Below are 18,378 nucleotides of genomic sequence, written 5' to 3' on the forward strand. Positions count from 1 at the left end.
TTCGACCCTTTTGAGTGTCCGAAACCTGAAACAGAACGTTCAAACAGTCTGATCAAGTTGAACGTTTTGTTCAATTCGTGCGGGGTGTTGTCGGGCGTGTGACAGTGTCCGAAACGCACCCTTCGGTGCCTACGGCTGCTGATCCTGTCGGACGCCGTACTTCTGGAGCTTGCGCTCCAGGGTGGGGCGACTGATGCCCAGAATCTGGCACGTCTTCCCCTTGTGACCCTTGGTCACGTTCATGGTCAGCTCGATGAGCATCCGCTCCGCCTCCTCCAGGGTGGGGATGCGGCTGGGATCATCGATGTGGGCGACCAGGAAGTTGGGCAGGGCGGAGCCGCCGGGGCCCTGGGGGCCGTGGGCGTGGCCGTTGGTGTGGGGGCCGAGCTCGGGCTGGGCGGGCTCCAGGGCGGGGAGGTTCTCCGACAGCAGCACCTCGCCCGGGGCGAGCACCACCGCCCGCGTCAGCACGTTCTCCAACTCGCGCACGTTGCCCCGCCAGGGCAGGCGCGTGAGGTGGGCCAACACCTCGGGGGGCACCCGGGTGACGCGCTTGTGCACCTTCTCGTTGATGCGCTCCAGCAGGTGCTGCACCAGCAGGGGGATGTCCTCGCGCCGCTCGCGCAGCGGGGGAATCTGCAGGGTGATGACCTTGAGCCGCTGGTAGAGGTCCTCGCGGAAGCGCCCAGAGGCGACCTCGTCGGCGAGGTGGCGGTGGGTGGCGGCGATGACGCGGGCGCGGAGCTTGATCCGCTTGACGCCACCCACGCGCTCGAACTCGCGCTCCTGGAGCACGCGCAGCAGCTTGGCCTGGAGCATCAGCGACATGTCGCCGATCTCATCCAGGAAGATGGTGCCGTCCTCGGCCAGCTCGAACTTGCCCGGCTTGACGGCGTTGGCACCGGTGAAGGCGCCCTTCTCGTGGCCGAACAGCTCGCTCTCCAGCAGCGTGTCCACGATGGCCGAGCAGTTGATGCCGATGAAGGGCTTGGGCTCGTCGTAGGAGTAGTTGTGGATGACGCGGGCGATGAGCTCCTTGCCCGTGCCGCTCTCGCCGTTGATGAGGACGGTGGCGCGGCTGGCGGAGACCTTTCCAATCTCCTTGACGAGCTGCTGGATGAGCGGGCTGGTGCCTACAATGTCGCCCAGGCGCGCCGCGGCCGTCTCCACGTTCACCGTGGCCGCGCGGCGCGACAGCTGCCGGTACTCCAGGGCGCGCGACACCACGATGTCCAGGGCCGTCAAATCCGGGAAGGGCTTGTGGATGTAGTCGAAAGCCCCGGCCTTCATGGCCCGGATGGTGGTCTCCATGTCATGGAAGGCCGTCACGAGGATGATGCGCGCGTCCCCGCACAGGCTCTTCATTTCCTCGATGATGTCCAGACCCGTGCGGTCCGGGAGCTTCATGTCGAGGATGACGACGCCGGGCATGACCTCGTGAGCGACCCGCAGCGCCTCGGCGGCGCTCGTCGCCGTCACCACCTGATAGCGCGGAGCCCCTTCGTGCTCGATGTCCTCGAAGTGCATCTTCAAGGACTCCAGCAGCGAGAGATCGTCGTCGACGATGAGAAGCGTCTCCATGTTCCTCAGGCGGCAAAGGTGAGCGTGAACACCGCGGCCGTGTCAGGGCCGGTCTCGGCGGACACATCGCCCCCCTGGTGCTCCAGCACGCGGCGCAGGGCCGCCAAGGACAGCCCCGCCCCCCGCGCCAGGCGGCACTCGAAAGGCTCGAAGAGGGAGTCGCGCTCTTCCTCGGGCAGCGCGCCGGCGGGATCCTTCAGCAGGATCCTCACCCGTCCCTGGTCATCTGGGACGATGGACACCTCCACGTTGCCGCCCTCCGTGAGCCCCATGGCGACGTTGAGCAACACCTGGGCGAGTACTGGCCGCAGCCGGCCCGCGTCCACCTTCACTCGGGGCACGTCCGGAGCCTCGTCCACGCGCACCTCCACGCGGCGCTCGGCCAGCTCCGGGGCCACCATGGCCGTGGCCTCCTGCACCAGCGAGCGCGGCGCGTGCTGCTCCATGTTGGGCGTGCTGTCCCGGCCGTACTCGGACACCAGCCACAGCATCCGCTCCAGGGTGCGGATCTCCCGGTTGGCGATGGTCAGCCGGCGCTGATCCCTCTCGGAGAGCCCCGTGTTCCGGGCCAGCGTCTGCACCGCCATCTTCACCGAGCTGAGCGGGTTGCGCAGCTCATGGCTCAGCTGCGAGGCGAGCCCGGAGAGCTGCACCGGAGGCGCCCCCGCGAGCAGGACGCGCAGGTCCACTACCGCGGCGGTGGCCTCGCCCGCGTCCATGCCGAGCGTCAGCCGCAACGGCACCGGGTCTCCCGCGCCGAGCGAGACATAGAGGAACTCCACCGCCCGGCGGTCCTGGCGGGCGAGGGCGTCCAGCTCTCGGGCCTTCTCGGCGGTGGTTCCCAGCACCACGTGGAGCGGCCGCTCCATCACTTCGGAAGTGGGGCGGTGCAGCACGGTCTCACAGTCTCCCTCAGCGCGAGTGACACCCAGGCTGGGAGACCATGAAATCTGTACGGCTTGCAGCAGGTGGAGGTTCATGGGTAGGTGCGAAACATAACGAGTCGCCATCCCTGCTGTCCCCCCACATGGCGATGTGGTTCCCCTTTAGAATCCGATACTTGGCGCCCTGGCCACTTGTGGGACGGCCCTGGCATGCGCCCGAGTGTTCGCCAGCTGACGTTTGAGGCCCCGCCGAGGCCCGTCAGGGGCCATGTCCGCGAAATTCCAGGGAAGTACGATCATCCTCCCGATGACGGATAGAGGGCGACCGAGGATCCAGGTACCTTACACATCGTCGCACATCCCACGGTGGTGGTCACCCCCGCCATCCGCCCACCCAAGGAGACTTCACATGTCCGCCAACAAGAACCTGAAGAAGCTCAACAAGCGCCGTGGTCAGGGTATGACGGAGTACATCATCATCGTGGCCCTGATCGCCATCGCGGCCATCGGCGTCATCACCCTGTTCGGCAACAACATCCGCAAGCTGTTCGGCGCCTCCGCCGCGGCCCTCGCGGGTAACGAGAACGTGACCAGCAACGGTTCGTCCGCGACCCGTCAGCTGGAGAAGAAGTCGCTGGCGACCTTCGGCGAGAACGAGGCCCCGTAATTTCCTCGTCGCGAAGCGTCATGTGAGGAGCGGCTCTCCGGAAGGAGGCCGCTCTTTTCGTTTGCGGGGAAGGAGCGCCAGGAGCAGCGCGCCCAGGGCCAGCGCGGAGAGCACGCCCCCCAGACGGACGCTGAGCGGGCGGTAGTCGAAGCGGACGGAGTGCGCGCCCGCGGGGACTTGCACCGCGCGCATGACGGCGTTGGCCCTTCGCATCGGCACGAGAGCTCCGTCCAGCGTGGCTTCCCAGCCGGGGTAGTGGGAGTCGCTCAGCACCAGGTAGCCCGGGCCACACGCCTCCAGCGTCACCTCTACCCAGGACAGGCCCGAGCCCGTTACCCGTGCCGTTGAGCCCTCACAGCCGGGGCCATCCAGGGGCTCGCCCTCGGCGAGCAGGGTGGTGTGGCGCAGGGGTTGGGCAGGGTCCACGAAGGCGGCCTGGGCCTCCTTGTCGTCGGCGACGCGCGCGGCGTGCACCACGAAGGCTCTCGGCAGGGCGGTGTTGGAGCGGTAGAGGGTGGGCAACCCCGGCAACGCGAGGACGGGCACCAGGTCCTCGAAGGGCGGCGGGCCCCTGCGCACGTAATAGCCCACCCCGGCCAGGTCGAAGGCCGCGCGTGCTCCCGACTCGTAGAGGGACTCGATGCGCAGTGGCTCCGGCGCGCCGTAGCCTTCGAAGACGCGCAGCCGCTCTTCCATGGAGCGGTTGGGCACCAGGGCGTCCCGACTGAGCGCGATGTAGGAGCCCTCCTCTCCGGGACGCGGAGCGGCCATGGCGTCCACCGTAGCGGAGACCTCGGCGCTCAAATCCGCGGAGAGGTCCACGCTGACGCGGCCCGCGTACTCGGGAGGAATGGCGGCAGCGAGCCTGGAGGGGCGGCGGAGGAGCTCGAGCGGCATGCCGCCCGGGTTTCCTTGCAGCAGATGGAAGGCGCCCAGCTCCATCAGTGCCACCACGGCCAGCGCGCGACGGACCCGGAGGGCTCGGCCAGGACCCGCGGTGGGGAGGATGAAGGCCAGGGCTCCCGCGCCGAGTGCCAGCACCACCCAGGGCAGTCCGGCTTCCACACCGGGGCGGAAGAGGGGAAGCCGGGTGAGGGGGGGGCCCAGCAGCAGCGCGGCGAAGACCGCGGCCACCACCCCGGCCACATGAAGGAGGGAGCGTCGGCCCCGTCCGGCCCTGCGTGAGAGCACGTCCAACCCGAAGGCGGCGAGCACCCCCAGGCAGAACATGGCGCCGACGAAGTACTTCACCGGATAGCGGAAGAGATGGAAGGGCGGGAACTGGAGGACGAAGGTCGCCGGGGGGAAGTGCGTGCCGAGGGCCAGCGCGGTGAGCACGAGGGCACCCAGTCCGAAGGGCAGCGTCCGACGTGAGCGCCCGAGTCCGGCGAGCGCCAGAACGCAGACGACGGTGCCTAGGAAGAGGACGAGGATGAAGAACTGGTCGTCACCCGACCAGTAGTGCGAGCGCGGCTGCTCGGCGAAGGGCCATGCGACCGAGAGGAGCTGAGACCAGGACAAGGACCACTCGAGCTGGTCCATCCGCCCCGCGCCCCGAGTGGAGTTCCGGGCGAACTCGAGCGCGGGCACGGCCACCACGGCCGCGAGCACGAATCCCCAGGTGAGCCCCGCCCCGGTGGCCAGCAGCGTGCGCACCTCGCGTCGCGCGGCGAGGGCCACGGCGAGGGAGAGCGGGGCCTGCCACAGGAACGTCTCCGGAGAGCCCGCGAGGAAGGCGAGTCCCGCGACGAGGGCCACCTGCGCGATGCGGCGGGGAGTGGGCTGGAGCGCGGCGCGGCGCGAGGCGAGCAGGAGCAGGCCCGTCCACGCGGCGGCGCTGGCCACGTTCAGCTGGGTGGACAGCACGGTGAAGGGCTGCGAGAGCGTGAAGGCGGCGGAGCCCAGCAGGGCGGCGGGGCGGGAGGCACGCAGGTGCCGCAGCAGAAGGAAGGTGCCCACCGCCGCGATGACCACGTGCAGCAGGTGCTGGAGGGTGAGGCCGAGCTCCGGTCCTGCGAGCAGCACGGTGAGGAGCCGCGGCGGGTAGAAGACCTGGGAGTACAGGGTGGCGGCGAACGGCTGCCCGAGCCGGAGATAGGGATTCCACAGGGGCAGCTCCCCGGCCCGCAGCGCCTCGAGGAGGAAGGCGGAGTCCGGGATGAAGATGCGGAAGGCGTCCCGTCCGGCCAGCATCCGGCCCTGGAGGACGGACCGGTACACCAGCGCCATGCCCGCGAGCAGCCCCAGCCAGGGGCCGAGCCGTCCCTGGAGCCTCGGGCCCATCAACTCGAGAAGCCCAGCCGGCGCAGCATCACCCGGCGGATGCTCGGGAGGCGGAAGCGGTAGATGAGGGCGTCCGCGAAGTAGTGGGAGAGCACCACGGCGAAGCTCAGCGCGGTGATCCCCCGCAGCACGACGTGGGACTTCAGGTCCGTAGCCGCGGCGCTCACCGTGCCAGGGGAAACCCCGGCGATGACCAGGTGCACCACGCCCAGCGTCAACAGCGGCAGCATGGACAGCACCATCAGCGGCCATATCCAGGCTCGGCTGAAGCGGGAGGGTGCATCCCCTTCGCGCGGCTCCATCATCCGGGCGGTGAGCAGGTAGTACTCCAGGCCGTGCAGACCGGGCAGCATCACGTTGCCCCAGCCAGGGACCACCAGGGTGAGCCCCGTGGCTACTGCCACCGTGAGGAGGTAGAGCACCTTGGGCCCACTGGCCGCTCCGGAGCGCAGCAGCGTGCGGAACAGCAGCCCGAAGTAGCCGAGCCACACCAGGAGCATCACGGCCATCGCCCCATGGGGCAGCGGCGTGCCCTGGCCAATGTCCAGGTACGGCGTGTCACCCGGGAGGGCGGACTCGGCGACGAAGAAGAGGCGCACCAAAACCAGCGTCAGCATCAGCGGGACGAACGCCTGCTGGAGCCGCCGCTCGAGCAGGGCGGGTGCTGGCAGCCCGGACTGGGAACCGCGCAGGGTGTGCAGCGCCCAGAAGCCCTTGCACTGCGAGAGGATGTGGTGCAGCCCGAAGACGTTGAAGAGGACACCCACCACGTAGACGTAGCCCGTGGAGTCCACGAAATAGAAGGAGAACATCAACGCGGCCACTCCGAGCATCCCGAGGCTCCCGAGCAGTATCTGCCGCGGCTGCCGAGGCTCCGCGGTGAGCACTTCCCGGTGCACCGCGAAGAGCAGGAAGGTGAGCACCACGTGGGTGCCGTTGCCGAGCAGGTACTGGGCCGTCCAGATGGCCATCCGGTTGACGGGACCGCGCACGGACTGGGCCAGCGCGGTGCTCACCATCCAGGCGATCACCGTCAAACCCAGTGGCACCAGCAACAGGAGGGCATCCCTCCGAGGAGAGAAGAGCCACAACCCTCGGAAGGAGAGGCTCCCGGCGGGGGCGGCGGACGGCGGGGTCAGCACGGCGGAGGGGCTTGACGACGTCATCGCACCGGGAGTGTACCAGATGTCGTCCCGAGTCCCCTTTCGGGTTCTTCAGGGAGTCCCCGGGCCGACCAGGGGAGGGGCGGGAGGCGAGAGCTCCTCGGCGAGCCGACGCGACAGCCGGGGCCGCCCGCTCGACTCATTGAGGTGCGTCACGTCGATGAAGTCCTCGGGGGTGAACTCCAGCGCTTCCGACAGGTCCACCACCGGAACCCCCGTGTCACGCGACAGGCGGGCGACCACCTCGGCGAGCCGCGAGCGGCCCTCGGGGGTGAGCTGGACCCAGGCACGGTTGCGCGGGGCGAGCAGCAGCACGGTGCGCTCCGACACCCCGGCCAGCGTGCGCACCGCCTCCGCGAAGGCGGCCACCTTGCGCTCATCGAAGTGCAGCTCCAGCAGGTCGCTCGTCCACACCCTCCACTCCAGGTTCTGCTCGAGTATTTCCGGCGTTGTGCGAAGCCGGACCCAGGCGAGGTAGTCCTCGCGCGTCTCATCGAAGAAGAGGCGTGCCTCGCCCCGGCGCACGGGATCCCACGCGCGCACGCGCCGTTGCTCAACCCGCTCCCTTCCAGCACGCATGCGAGCGACCAGCTCCTGCCGCTCAGGGTCCGCAGGGGCGGGGTCAGCGAAGAGCTGGTGCTCCAGCATCGAGGTGATGGCCAGGGGCGAGTTGCCACCCAGGGCCTGGAGCGCCGCCAGGTGCGAGGCCTCCTCCGGCGAGCGCAGCGCCGTCTCCACCAGGTCGCCCGGCGTGGCCAGCATCGCGCGCTTCACGTTGGCCATCTCGCTGAACTTCGCGGACCTTCCCCGGGCCAGGGTGGCCTGGAAGGGGGTGAACTCCACCACCGTCAACCGCGCGCGATGTCCGCTGCGCTGGAAGGCCTCCGCCACCCGGTGCGCCAACAGGCGCTGCACCTCCGGATCCACCCCCGGAAAGCCCAAGTTGTAGGCGGTGACGCGCGGCCCTCTGACGTGCGCCTCGAACACCTCCGGAGAGAAGCCGTGCTGGATGAGGGACGAGCCGAAGACGAGCGCCGCGTCCTCACGTGCGGCGAGCGCCGGGAGCTCCTGGAGGAAGTCCTGGATACGCTCGGCCCCCTCGGTGATGTTGGCCTGGGTCTCCCGGTCCATGGATCGCTCGAGCAGGACGATGAAGCCGCGTGCCATGGCCCATGCCGCCAACAGGACGCCAACGCCCACAGCCAGGGCGCGTGCGGCGATCCGGTTTCCAGGGGGAAGGGGAGGGCTCATCGGCGCATCGGATCCAGGGACTCGTGGCGAGACTCAGGCGGACTTCGGCTCGGCAGCGGGCTGGACGCTCTTCTCCGCCACGGGCATGAAGACGCGGAAGGTGGTGCCCTTGCCAACCTCGCTCGACACCTCGATGCGCCCGCCCATCGCCGTGACGATTCCGTGGCAGATGGAAAGGCCCAGCCCCGTTCCGACTCCCACGGGCTTGGTGGTGAAGAAGGGCTTGAACAGTCGCTGGAGGTTCTCCGGCGGAATCCCCACCCCCGTGTCCTGCACGGAGATCACCACCCACGCCTCATCCACGCTCGCGGTGGTGAGGCGGACGTGGTTCGTCTTCGCATCCCCTTCCGGAATGGCCTGGGCGGCGTTGACGAGCAGGTTGAGGAAGAGCTGTCCGAGCCGCGACTCGTTGCCGAGCACGCGCGGTATTTCTCCGTACTCCTTCACCAGCTGCGCGCGGTGGCGGATCTCGCTCCGGGCCAGGCTCGCGCACGAGTCGAGCACCGCGTGGATGTCCACCGGACCGAAGCGCTCGTCTTCCCTGCGCGAGAAGCTCCTCAGGTCGCGCACGATGTTGCGCATGCGCTCACCGCCCTCGAGCGCCTCGCGGAGGGCTTGATGGACTTCCTTCAGTTGATCGAGCGAGAGCGGCCTGCCCGCTTCCGTCTCCTCGCTCAGCTCGTCCACGGCGAAGCGCAGGTTGCTCAGCACGTAGGAGATGGGGTTGTTGAGCTCATGGGCCACGCCCGCGGCGAGCGTGCCGAGCGACACCATGCGGTCCGTGGCGCGCAGCTTCTCCTGCACCTGCTTGCGCTCGGTGATGTCACGCGCGATGGACACCACCGCGGGTTGACCGTCGAACGGAATGGAGAACGTCACCACCTCGCCCAGCACCTGCTGGCCTCCTCGGTGCCGGAAGTGAATCTCACGGGCGACGCCGGGTTGGCTGGGCTCGGTGAGCCGCTCCTGGTCCCCGGGCATGAGCAGCTCTTCCACCTTGCGGCCCCGCAGCTCCTCGCGCTCATGGCCCAGCAGGGCGACGGCCGCCGGGTTGGCGAAGAGCAGGGTCTGATCGCGATGGACCAAGACGGCATCGGGGGTGCGCTCGATGAGGGTGCGGAAGCTGGCCTCCGAGCGCCGCAGGGCCTCCTGATCGTTGCTGATCCGCTCGGCCATCTCGTCGAAGGCGCGGCCCAGCGTTCCCAGCTCGTCCACCCCGCGCAGCCCGGCGCGCACGTGCAGCTCCCCTCCGGCGAGCCGGCGGGCGGCAGACTCCAGGCGCTGCACACGCCGCCCCAGCGCGAAGTGGAAGAAGAGCCCCAGAATGCCGGCGATCAGCACCAGCAGCAGGCTCGAGCGGAGCGCGGAGCGTTCGGCCCGGTGGCGCTGCGCCGCCTTGAGCTGGGTCAGATCGTGCTGGAGGTAGAGGAAGCCCACGCGTTCCTCTGGGAGACCCGGGCCGAGCTGGATGGGGGCGTACCCCACCACCTGTGTGCCGTCCTCGTTCACCCGCACGTCCCCGCTCATCCGCTGCCGAGCGGCCTCCATACGGGCGAGGGCCTCTGGAAGCGCGAGCTCCGGCCAGGCCTCCTTCGCCGGTTTGCCAAACTGGGCGAGCCGCGTGGAGGCCAGTACGTTCCCGTGCTCATCGAGGAGCAGTCCCACCCGCAGGTCGGGGCTGGAGCCCAGGCTCGCGACCTCCTCGCGCACTGCTTCGGACTGCCCCGTGCGCAGCAGGTACTCGAGCGTGCCCTGCAGGTGCGTCATGCGCAGGGTGACGTCCCCGCGCACGTGCTCCTCCACCTGCTGCTCGCGAACCGCCACATCGCGTCGCAGGGTGTAGATGCCGAAGGCACAGGCATACGCGAGCAGCAGCAACGGGACGAGCACCCGCAGCGACAGGAGTCGGTACCATCCGGTATGCCAGAGCCAGCTCTGTCGTCTCGGCGGGTTCATGGGCAGGCCAGGACGCAGGATACCAATCCCGAGCGCCTCCGCCGGGAAGATCCGCCGCCTGTGACGTTTCTCAACCAGGATGAAAGCGAACGCTCTGCCCTGGAGCCGCCCGAGCTTGCTCTCGTTCGCTTCCTTCGTGAGGCAGGCGCATCGCTCCAACGCCCTTCGATGTTCTCCCGTACCTCCGGATGCAACACCGAGGGTCCCGCAGGCAGACCAGGCCGAGCAGGAGGATGGCACCCACGGACGTTGTGGCCGCGCGGAGCCACACCCGGAGCGTAACGTCGCCTGGTTGACGGAAGACCAGGGCCTTCACGGGTAAACCCGCTCTGATGGCCTTCTCAAACCCGACCCCATGGGTTCGACGAATCTGTCCATCCTATGAAAATGAGATTACCGCGCTCTTGCAAAAATCAAGAAGTAAACATGGAGTAAAAGGAAATCCGGAGGTCTTGGAAATCCGATTACTTCTTGGGATGCTTGCACCCCTGACGGCCGTTCTAGCGGCCGCAAGGCCAAGACCTCCAAGGCGTACCCAACAAGGAGATGAACTGATGAGCGCGGATGCCGTGAAGACCGCAGCCGAGGAGCAGTCCTATCCGCCGACGCCGTGGCCCCTGGTGGGCCAGATGTACAGCTCGATCTGGCTGGTCCCCGCGGACCGCTGCTCGTTCGCGGTGGTGCACCCCGAGCTGAGCCCCATCAAGGTGGCGGGGCACGTGGTCGTCATGATGGGGTTCGTGGATTACCAGCAGGGCAGCATGATGACCTACCGAGAGCTCTTCGCGAACGTGATGGTCCGCCATACCTCGGGCCTCTCCGGCTCGAAGGTGGATCAGATCTGGGTGGACGAGCCCCGCTCTCTGAGAGGCGGGCGCGAGCTGTGGGGGATTCCCAAGCAGCTGGCGCGCCTCGAGCTCAACCACCAGGCGCCGGGCGGGGGCTTCTCTGGCAAGGCGTGGGACGAGAAGGGGACGCTGCTCCTGGAGGCCCGCTACAGCTCCGGACTGGGGCTCCCGAGGCGGATGAAGGTGTCTGTCCCGACCGTGCAGCCGCTCCGGGGGCAGGTGACCACCACGGATGCGAGTGTGGACTGCGAGTTGCGCCTGGTGAAGGCGACTTGCAACGTTCCGGCGGACAGCCCGCTGGCCGCGTTGGGCGTTGCCAACAGGCGTCCTCTCATGAGCATTTGGATGAAGGACTTGCGGACCGAGCTCGGGGCCGCGAAGCCGGTGCGCTGAGACAAGCCCCCGGAGGAGTGAGACTCATGGCGAAGGAATTCTTGAAGGATCATGTGTGCGTGGTGACGGGTGGGGCCCAGGGCATTGGCTGGGCCACGGCTCGGGAGCTCGCCAAGGCGGGTGGTTCCGTGTACGTGTGCGACATCTCCGAGGAGAACCTGGGGACGGCACGTGCACAGGCGGCGCAGCTTCCCTATCCGGATCGTTTCCACTTCGCTCGCTGTGACGTCTCTAAACGAGAGCAGCTGGAGGGGTGGCTGGCGGGCATCCAGAAGGAGGCGGGTCGCATCGACGTCCTCATCAACAACGCCGCCTTCGTGCGGTGGGCGGATGTGAGCGACATGCCCGTGGAGGAGGTGGAGAAGACGATGCAGGTGGGCTTCAACGCCATCGTCTACGCCACCAAGGCCGTGCTGCCCTCCATGCAGGCCAACAAGCGGGGCCACATCGTCAACATGGGCTCCTCGGCCGGACGCGTCTTTGTGGGCGGCTCGTCCGCGGCGTACACGGCGGTGAAGGCCGCGGTGGACGGGTACACGCAGACGCTGCAACTGGAGCTGCGCGAGACGCCCGTGCACGTCATGCTGGTGCGTCCCGGGACGGTGGCGGGCACGGACTTCTTCCGCAAGCACGTGCCGTCCTCGCGCATGCCGCGCATGGCGGACTTCGTCCCTCCGGTCTCTCCCGAGGAAGTGGCCGAGGCCATCGTGCAGGGCATCGCCCGCCGCTCGGCCATCATCGACGTGCCCCGCTCGCTCGGGATGATCTACGTCATGTTCCAGCACGCCCCGGGCGTCATGCGCTGGCTCACGCGTATGGGCGGGCATGCCCAGAGCGACTTCGGCAAGGCGCCGAAGCAGCGGGCTTCCTGAGCCGTACTCAGGCGGAGCGGAGGCGCGCGAGGAGCGCGCCCCGGACCGACTTCGCCACCTGCTGGGTGTCGGGCAGCAGCTCGTCGGGCAGCCAGTAGTGGAGCACCCGCCCCTCCGTCTCCACCCGGGCGCGGGTGAACGTCATGCCTTGTGCTTCGGCGTGCTCGCCGCTGGTGGGCAGGCAGCGACGGCACAGGCATGGCAGCGGGCCCCGAGTGTCATGGGCCGTCAGGTTGATGAGGCGCTCCTCCCTCGCGCCTCCCACCGCTTCCAGCATCAAAGCCACGTCCCCGGGCGCGAGTGCTCGCGGCGTCTGCAGGGACATGCCCAGGGCTCCCTTCGCGGCGTGGATGCCCTTGCCTGACTCGAAGCGGATGCGGGGAATGAGGGCGGTGATGTCGGTGATGGGCACTTGGTTGGGCTGGGCCTGCCACACATTGTCCTCGAACCTCAGTCCCTCGAGCACCGCCACCAACCAGAGCGCCTCCGCTGGAGGCCGCACGGTGACGAGGAAGAGCCGGCCTCCGGCGCGCAGCGGCTCCAGGGCCTTGCTGGCGCTGCGGTACTGAGCAATGGGGAGCACGTCGCCAGGGGCACGACCGGCTGCTTCCTTCTCGAACACGGCCTTGCTGATGATGGCCAGCATGTCGGGCATGTCCTCGACTCTACCAGGGCGCGTAGAGTCCGCGTGCATGGGCTCCTTGGATCCGGCCGCCGTGCGGCTGCTCGACGAGAATGCCGAGGTGCGACGCGAGGCGGTGGAGGCCCTCGACACCTCGGTGCCACCGGGTCGGTATGCCCTGCGTCAGGCCCTGCTGACGGACGAGGACGCCGAGGTCCGGGCTTCTGCCGCGCGTCGGCTGGGTGAGGCCCGGGATGACCGTTTCGTTCCAGCCCTGCTCGAGGCTCTGGGCGACCCCTTGCCGAGTGTCCGCGACCGGGCCTGGCGTGCACTGGCGCGGATGGGCGCGCAGTCGCTGCTGCCGCAGGCCTCGCGTGCCCTTCGCGAGGAGCCCGTCTGGTGGGTGCGCCGCGCAGCCATCCGGGCCGCGGCCTCCGTGGCGGGGTCCGGGGCGTTGGAGCTCCTGCTCGAGGCGCTGGAGGACCCCTTCTGGCGCGTGCGCAACGCGGCGGTGCAGGCGCTGGGGTGGCTCGGAGACGCGGAGCCTCTCGTGCGGCAGCGTGTGGGCGCGATGGCGGAGGGCTCTCGGAAGGGCGCGGTGAGGGCGGCCGCTGTGTACCTCGAGGGCGTGTGGAGTGGAGTGGCCTCGTCTCCTGGCGCTCCGGGCAGTTCGTCTCAGCCTGGGCCCGAGCTGTTTCCGCGAGGGATGGAGGCGCTCGACAACGAGGATCCGGCGGTGGTGACGGCCCGGCTCGAGCGGATGCCCTCTTCAGACGTCCCCGTGTCCGCCCTGGTGAAGTGGCTCGGAGACCCGCACGAGCCACTGCGGACCCTGGCGCGGCGGCTCCTGCGCGAGCGGCGAGATGCGGAGGCCCTCCGACTCGCGATGCGGTGGTTGGACGAGCCGCGGGTCCCCCATGCCGCGGATGAGGTCCGTGCCCTCCTCGAACGTCTGGACCTGGACGACGTGGCCCTCGCTTCCCGAATTCTCGACGAGCCGCCGCGACCGGGCGCAGTGGGTCATGCGGCATGGCTGGCCGCGCGGAGGGCGCATGCTGGACTGCTGGAGCGCGTCCGTCCCTTGGTTCAGCATCCCGAGCCCGCCGTGAGGCGCGCGGCACTCTCGGGGCTCGTCCATGACCCGGAGAGCCGAGTGGTGGTCTTGGCCGCGCTCGAGGACCCGGACGAGGCAGTGCGTGGGACGATCCTCTCCGCGTGGGAGCGGCGGCCCGTGGCGCAGGACGCGCTCGAGACGTATGCCCGTGCGCTGGTGGCCTTTGCTCCTCGGGCCCGTTCTCCTCGCGAGCGCCGGGCCGTGGCGGAGGCGGCGGCGTTGCTGGAAGACGAGGCCGTGCTCTCCCAGGCCCTGGAGGACGTGGAGCCCTCGGTCCGCGCAGTGGCGCTGGCCGCGCTCGCGGCACGAGGGGTGTTGTCCGACGCGGAGGTGCGTGCGGCGTCCGAGCACGAGGATCCCTGGATTCGAGCCGCCGTGTTGAATGTGGAGTCCGCGCGAGTGGCGTGCGACGACGATCCGGACCTGTCCGTGCGCCGCGCGGCGATGAGCCTCCTCATGTCCCGCCGTCACGAGCTGCGTCCCCATGAGGTGCGCTCGGTTGCGCTCGCGGGCTCGAGGTTGCCGGACCCATGGATTCGCGCACGCGCGGCCGGGTTGCTCCGGGCGGAGGGGGAGCGGGAGGAGTTGAGTGCCTTGCTGCGCCTGTCGCTCGACACGTCGCCGATGGTCCGGGCCGCGGCGGCATCGGCGTTGGAGGTCTGCGAGACGCTCGACGAGCGCCTGGCCGGCTTGCTGCACGGGCCCGAGCGCGAGCAAGCCGAGGACCTTCGTGTCTCCGCCTACACGTGGCTGCTGCGCCAGGCAGATGGTGCTGCTTTCGAGCGGCTGTGTGCCGCGCTCCGCGATTCCACCGAACCTGCGCGAGTGGCCTCGCACCTGGAGGCCCTGACGCTCGTCTTTCCGGATGAGGCCTTCGAGGCGGTACCCGACCTTCACCGGCGGAGGCCTACCCGTCCCCAGCGGGGAACGGCGAGCCCAGCCCGCGTGGTGCCGGAGCCTTCGCCACATACGTCCCAGCGGCCCTTGGGCCAGACGGGGTTGAACCTCTCACCGCTCGTCCTTTCAGGCGCGCACGGACTGCCGGCCCGCTCATTGGCCGAGGCCCATGAGGCAGGCGTCAACGCGTTCTTCTGGGAGCCTCGCTACGCGGAGCTCACGCGCTTTCTTCGCTCCGGCCGGATCCGGCGGGACGGGCTCGTGGTGGTGGCTGGCACGTACCACTCGGGGGCCGAGGCGATTCGGCGCGACGTACGGGCCGCGCTGCGTCTCTTGCGCACGGACAGGCTGGACGTCTTCCTGCTGTTCTGGGTGCGCTCGCGCGAGCGGCTGGACGCGGAGAACTTCGAGGCGCTCGAGGCCCTGCGCGCCGAGGGCAAGGTCCGCGCCTTCGGCTTCTCCACCCACCACCGAGACATTGCACTGGAAGCCCTGCGCCAGCACCCATGGCCGGTGGTGATGACACGCCACAGCGCCGCACACCCGGGGGCGGAGGCGGCCTTCTTCCCCGAGGCGCTCGCTCGCGGAACGGGCGTGCTGACCTTCACCGCCACGTGCTACGGGCGCCTGCTGCGGCCCGCGCCCGGCGAGCCTCCGGACCTCCCGCTTCCCAGCGCCGTGGATTGTTATCGCTACTCCTTGTCACAGCCCGGGGTGGGGGCGTGCCTCACGGCGCCGCGCAACCACCGCGAGCTCAGGCAGAACCTGGAGGTGCTCGAGCGCCCTTGGATGATGCCGGACGTGCTGGCGGCGATGAGGACGCACGGCGAGCGGGTCCGCGCGAGCAATCAGCGGTTCAACGCCCTCGTGCGGCAGGCGCCGGGAGGCACGCGCGACACCCTCCTGGCGCTGCTCGACGAGGACGAGCCCCCGAGCGATGCGCCCACTCAGAGGATGCGGCGCGAGCGCGGGTAGCTGCCGAGGATGAAGAGCTCGCGGCAGTGGGTCTTCACCTTCTCGATGGCGGCGGCCATGGCCGGGTCCTCCCGGTGGCCGAGCGCGTCGACGAAGAACGTATAGGTCCACCGCTCGCGTCCCTGGGGCCGCTTGTCGATGTGCGAGAGGTTGATGCCCGCCTCCTGGAAGATGCCGAGCACCGTGGCCAGCGCGCCGGGCTTGTCCTCGGTGGTGAACATGATGGACGTCTTGTCATCGCCGGTGGGCCGAGCTTGCTGCCGGGCGATGATGACGAAGCGGGTGATGATGTTCGGGTCGTCCTCGATGCGGGGGAAGAGGACGTTGAGCCCGTAGATGCGCCCGGCGAGCGCCGTGCCGATGGCGGCTGAGCCGGGCTCGGCACCAATCTCCAGCGCCTTGCGGCACTCGTCAGCGGCGATCTGCGCGGCGCGTGCGCTGCTGGCCGAGGGCATGAGCTCGACGCCGGGATACTGAGTGCTCAGCCAGTTGCGGCACTGCTGGAAGATCTCCGGCTTGGAGTGGATGCGCCGCACCTGACGGGGCTGGCAGTTGGCGAGCAGGGCGTGGTGGATGGCGATCTGCACCTCGCCATAGATGGAGACCTGGTGGGCGTTGGCCTTGAAGGCATCGAGCGTCTCCATGATGCCGCCGCCGAGTGAGTTCTCGATGGGGACGAGCCCGTAGTTGACGTGCCCTCGGCGCACCTCGGTGAAGACGCCGACGATTTCGTGCAGGTCCTCATAATCCACGGAGGAGCCGAACTGCTTGACCGCGGCATCGTTCGACTGGGAGCCGGGAGGGCCGACGAAGCCGATGCGCAGCGGCTGCTCGAGCGCGAAAGAGCCGCTCATCAGCTCGCGGTAGATGCCCTCCAGGCTGCGTTCACTCAGCGGCCCCTGGTTGGAGGCCAGGACCTTGCGGAGTACCTCTGCCTCGCGGTGTGGCGCGTAGATGGGGGTTCCATCCGAGCGCTTGGCCTTGCCGACCTCGACGACGAGGCTCGCCCGCTCGTTGAGGAGCCGGACCAGCCGCTGATCGACGGCATCGATCTTCCGGCGGAGCTCCTGGAGCCGGGCCGAGGGCTCTCCGGGGCGGGCGGGCTGTCGTGGCGCGTCCGCTGGAGGCACGGGCTCCGTGGCGCGGTGTTTACGGGCGGAAGGGCTGCTCTTCTTTCCGGTCTTCCTGGTTGCCATCGCTCTCCACCATACAAGGGGGCCTCTCGCCTCTCCACGCCGGAGTTCCTTCTGGAGGGTAGGGGGCGCTGCGAGTAGAAGCACCTGGCCCATGAAACCCACCTTCGGACGCGACCTCACCACCGGCAGCATCCCCAAGCACATGGTCGCCTTCTCCATCCCGATGCTGATCGGGAGCTTTCTTCAGACGGCCTACAGCTTTGTCAACGCCATCTGGGTGGGACAGTTCCTGGGCACCTCGGCGCTCGCGGCCGTGACGGTGAGCTTTCCCGTCGTCTTCGTCCTGTTCGCGATCGGAATGGGACTCACCCTGGCGACGAACATCCTCGTGTCGCAGAACTTCGGCGCCAGGCGGATGGACGAGTTGCGGAAGGTCGTCGACAGCTCGACCGTGCTGACCTACGCCCTGGGAATTGTGCTCACCATCCTGGGGGAGCTCTTCGCGCCGGACATCCTCCGCGCCATGGACACGCCTCCAGAGGTGCTCGCCGAGTCCACCAGCTACCTGCGGATCTTCCTGCTCTCGCTGCCCTTCAGCTTCGGCATCTTCTTGATGCGCAGCATGCTCCAGGGCGTGGGCGACTCGAAGACGCCGCTCTACTTCCAGTTCGGCTCGGTCCTCTTCACCACGGCGTTGGATCCCATTCTGATCTTCGGATGGATGGGGCTTCCGAAGCTCGGCTTGAACGGGACCGCCTGGGCCACGCTGATCTCCCAGATCGTGGCGCTCGTTGCCTTGATCTCCTATCTGCGCATGAAGAAGGTCCCCGTCGCGCCCTCCTGGCCGCGCTTCAATCATCTGGGGCCGGTTACCTGGGCGACCTTGCGGATTGGGATTCCCTCGGCCTTTCAGCAGTCGCTCGTGTCGATCGGAATGGTCATGGTGACCGGCATCGTCAATGGATTTGGCGAGGTCGCGACGGCTGCCTTCGGCGCGGCCTCACGCATTGATCAGATCGCCTTCCTGCCGGCCATGACCTTCGGCATGTCGATCTCGACGCTGGCCGGACAGAACCTCGGGGCGGGTCACCACGATCGTGTTCGCGAGATCTTCAAGTGGGGCTGCTTGTTCAGCGGAGGCATCACGGTGATCATCTCGGCTGTGGCCGTGGTGTTTCCCGAGGCGCTCCTGCGGATCTTCGTCTCGGATCCCACGGTCATCGCACCAGGGGTCTCCTACCTGCACATCGTCGGGACTTGCTACGTCCTCTTCGCGCTCATCTTCGTCAGCAACGGAATCATCAATGGCGCGGGCAATACGTTGATGACGACGGTGTTCTCGCTAATCAGCCTCTGGGTGGTGCGTGTCCCGGTGGCCTATTGGCTCTCGAAGCGGATGGGCAGTGTGACAGGGGTCTGGTACGCGATTGCCCTGAGCTTCGCCGTGTCTCTCGTCGTCAGCATGGGCTACTACTTCTCGGGCCACTGGAAGCGCTCGATCAAGAGGAGGCCTCCAACGGGACCGACGACGCCGAACCCAGGCGAGATGTTCGGCCACGAAACGGGAGAAGCCTAGGCGAACGCCTCGCGCAGTCGCTTGCCGATCATGCGCCTGGCGTCGTGCGCGGCGTCGATAAGTCCGGTCAGCAGGACAAACGGATGGACCTGACCGGCGAAGCACCGGTACTCGACGGGGACCCCCGCCTTGCTCTCTCCCAGAGGGAGAGGGGACATCC

The 18,378-nt window shown here is 68.5% G+C and carries 14 protein-coding genes; 5 read left to right on the forward strand and 9 right to left on the reverse strand.

Features of this window, described 5'->3' with window-relative positions:
- Positions 1 to 129: 129 nt before the first annotated feature.
- Both F0U60_RS19060 and F0U60_RS19065 read right to left on the reverse strand, forming a co-directional pair.
- On the reverse strand, positions 130 to 1,581 hold the full coding sequence (locus F0U60_RS19060; RefSeq protein ID WP_395821969.1) for a sigma-54-dependent transcriptional regulator: 1,452 nt from the start codon (positions 1,579 to 1,581) through the stop codon (positions 130 to 132).
- A 5-nt stretch (positions 1,582 to 1,586) separates the two neighbouring features.
- A complete protein-coding gene (locus F0U60_RS19065; protein ID WP_395821972.1) occupies positions 1,587 to 2,477 on the reverse strand; it encodes a sensor histidine kinase in 891 nt (296 codons plus the stop codon).
- Positions 2,478 to 2,874: 397 nt separating this feature from the next.
- Between F0U60_RS19065 and F0U60_RS19070 the strand changes: the two genes are divergently transcribed.
- Positions 2,875 to 3,132, forward strand: a complete 258-nt coding sequence (locus F0U60_RS19070; protein ID WP_395821975.1) for a hypothetical protein — start codon at positions 2,875 to 2,877, stop codon at positions 3,130 to 3,132.
- An 18-nt stretch (positions 3,133 to 3,150) separates the two neighbouring features.
- Here F0U60_RS19070 and F0U60_RS19075 read toward each other — a convergent pair whose 3' ends face one another.
- The 4 genes from F0U60_RS19075 to F0U60_RS19090 are packed head-to-tail and all read right to left on the reverse strand — an operon-like array spanning position 3,151 to position 9,785.
- Complete coding sequence (locus F0U60_RS19075) at positions 3,151 to 5,415, reverse strand: hypothetical protein (RefSeq protein WP_395821978.1); 2,265 nt, start codon at positions 5,413 to 5,415, stop codon at positions 3,151 to 3,153.
- Positions 5,415 to 6,581, reverse strand: coding sequence for a hypothetical protein (locus F0U60_RS19080; RefSeq protein WP_395821982.1), 1,167 nt, complete (start codon positions 6,579 to 6,581; stop codon positions 5,415 to 5,417). The genes F0U60_RS19075 and F0U60_RS19080 overlap by 1 nt, the downstream gene beginning before the upstream one ends.
- Positions 6,582 to 6,629: 48 nt before the next feature.
- Entirely contained in the window at positions 6,630 to 7,829 is a 1,200-nt protein-coding gene (locus F0U60_RS19085) for a hypothetical protein (RefSeq protein WP_395821985.1), read from the reverse strand.
- A gap of 33 nt (positions 7,830 to 7,862) precedes the next feature.
- Complete coding sequence (locus F0U60_RS19090; RefSeq protein ID WP_395821988.1) at positions 7,863 to 9,785, reverse strand: ATP-binding protein; 1,923 nt, start codon at positions 9,783 to 9,785, stop codon at positions 7,863 to 7,865.
- Positions 9,786 to 10,339: 554 nt separating this feature from the next.
- On the opposite strand from F0U60_RS19090, the gene F0U60_RS19095 reads away from it, so the two are divergent.
- On the forward strand, positions 10,340 to 11,026 hold the full coding sequence (locus tag F0U60_RS19095) for an acetoacetate decarboxylase family protein (protein WP_395821991.1): 687 nt from the start codon (positions 10,340 to 10,342) through the stop codon (positions 11,024 to 11,026).
- A 26-nt stretch (positions 11,027 to 11,052) separates the two neighbouring features.
- Entirely contained in the window at positions 11,053 to 11,898 is an 846-nt protein-coding gene (locus F0U60_RS19100; protein WP_395821993.1) for an SDR family NAD(P)-dependent oxidoreductase, read from the forward strand.
- A gap of 7 nt (positions 11,899 to 11,905) precedes the next feature.
- On the opposite strand, the gene F0U60_RS19105 is transcribed toward F0U60_RS19100, so the two are convergent.
- Positions 11,906 to 12,553, reverse strand: coding sequence for a hypothetical protein (locus tag F0U60_RS19105; RefSeq protein ID WP_395821996.1), 648 nt, complete (start codon positions 12,551 to 12,553; stop codon positions 11,906 to 11,908).
- Positions 12,554 to 12,590: 37 nt separating this feature from the next.
- Here F0U60_RS19105 and F0U60_RS19110 point away from each other — a divergent pair, with 37 nt between their 5' ends.
- Positions 12,591 to 15,506 carry an aldo/keto reductase gene (locus tag F0U60_RS19110; protein WP_395821999.1) on the forward strand — a complete coding sequence of 972 codons (2,916 nt, stop codon included), beginning with the start codon at positions 12,591 to 12,593 and terminating at the stop codon, positions 15,504 to 15,506.
- Here the strand turns inward: F0U60_RS19110 and pheA are convergent.
- Positions 15,479 to 16,702, reverse strand: coding sequence for a chorismate mutase (gene pheA / locus F0U60_RS19115; RefSeq protein ID WP_395822001.1), 1,224 nt, complete (start codon positions 16,700 to 16,702; stop codon positions 15,479 to 15,481). The two genes, F0U60_RS19110 and pheA, sit on opposite strands and share 28 nt — an antisense overlap.
- 91 nt (positions 16,703 to 16,793) lie before the next feature.
- Here pheA and F0U60_RS19120 point away from each other — a divergent pair, with 91 nt between their 5' ends.
- On the forward strand, positions 16,794 to 18,218 hold the full coding sequence (locus F0U60_RS19120) for an MATE family efflux transporter (protein ID WP_395822004.1): 1,425 nt from the start codon (positions 16,794 to 16,796) through the stop codon (positions 18,216 to 18,218).
- On the opposite strand, the gene F0U60_RS19125 is transcribed toward F0U60_RS19120, so the two are convergent.
- The gene (locus F0U60_RS19125) at positions 18,215 to 18,376 is read right to left on the reverse strand and encodes a hypothetical protein (protein ID WP_395822007.1); all 162 of its coding nucleotides are present in this window, start codon (positions 18,374 to 18,376) and stop codon (positions 18,215 to 18,217) included. The genes F0U60_RS19120 and F0U60_RS19125 overlap by 4 nt on opposite strands.
- Positions 18,377 to 18,378: the final 2 nt, after the last annotated feature.

This window comes from Archangium minus, assembly GCF_044360475.1.
Classification (GTDB): domain Bacteria; phylum Myxococcota; class Myxococcia; order Myxococcales; family Myxococcaceae; genus Archangium; species Archangium minus.

Coding starts and splice junctions, on each gene's coding strand:
- F0U60_RS19085 (WP_395821985.1), bottom strand. CDS start 7,829: ATGAGCCCTCCCCTTCCCCCTGGAAACCGGATCGCCGCACGCGCCCTG.
- F0U60_RS19080 (WP_395821982.1), bottom strand. CDS start 6,581: ATGACGTCGTCAAGCCCCTCCGCCGTGCTGACCCCGCCGTCCGCCGCC.
- F0U60_RS19100 (WP_395821993.1), top strand. CDS start 11,053: ATGGCGAAGGAATTCTTGAAGGATCATGTGTGCGTGGTGACGGGTGGG.
- F0U60_RS19095 (WP_395821991.1), top strand. CDS start 10,340: ATGAGCGCGGATGCCGTGAAGACCGCAGCCGAGGAGCAGTCCTATCCG.
- pheA (WP_395822001.1), bottom strand. CDS start 16,702: ATGGCAACCAGGAAGACCGGAAAGAAGAGCAGCCCTTCCGCCCGTAAA.
- F0U60_RS19070 (WP_395821975.1), top strand. CDS start 2,875: ATGTCCGCCAACAAGAACCTGAAGAAGCTCAACAAGCGCCGTGGTCAG.
- F0U60_RS19075 (WP_395821978.1), bottom strand. CDS start 5,415: ATGGGCCCGAGGCTCCAGGGACGGCTCGGCCCCTGGCTGGGGCTGCTC.
- F0U60_RS19125 (WP_395822007.1), bottom strand. CDS start 18,376: ATGTCCCCTCTCCCTCTGGGAGAGAGCAAGGCGGGGGTCCCCGTCGAG.
- F0U60_RS19060 (WP_395821969.1), bottom strand. CDS start 1,581: ATGGAGACGCTTCTCATCGTCGACGACGATCTCTCGCTGCTGGAGTCC.
- F0U60_RS19110 (WP_395821999.1), top strand. CDS start 12,591: ATGGGCTCCTTGGATCCGGCCGCCGTGCGGCTGCTCGACGAGAATGCC.
- F0U60_RS19105 (WP_395821996.1), bottom strand. CDS start 12,553: ATGCCCGACATGCTGGCCATCATCAGCAAGGCCGTGTTCGAGAAGGAA.
- F0U60_RS19120 (WP_395822004.1), top strand. CDS start 16,794: ATGAAACCCACCTTCGGACGCGACCTCACCACCGGCAGCATCCCCAAG.
- F0U60_RS19090 (WP_395821988.1), bottom strand. CDS start 9,785: ATGAACCCGCCGAGACGACAGAGCTGGCTCTGGCATACCGGATGGTAC.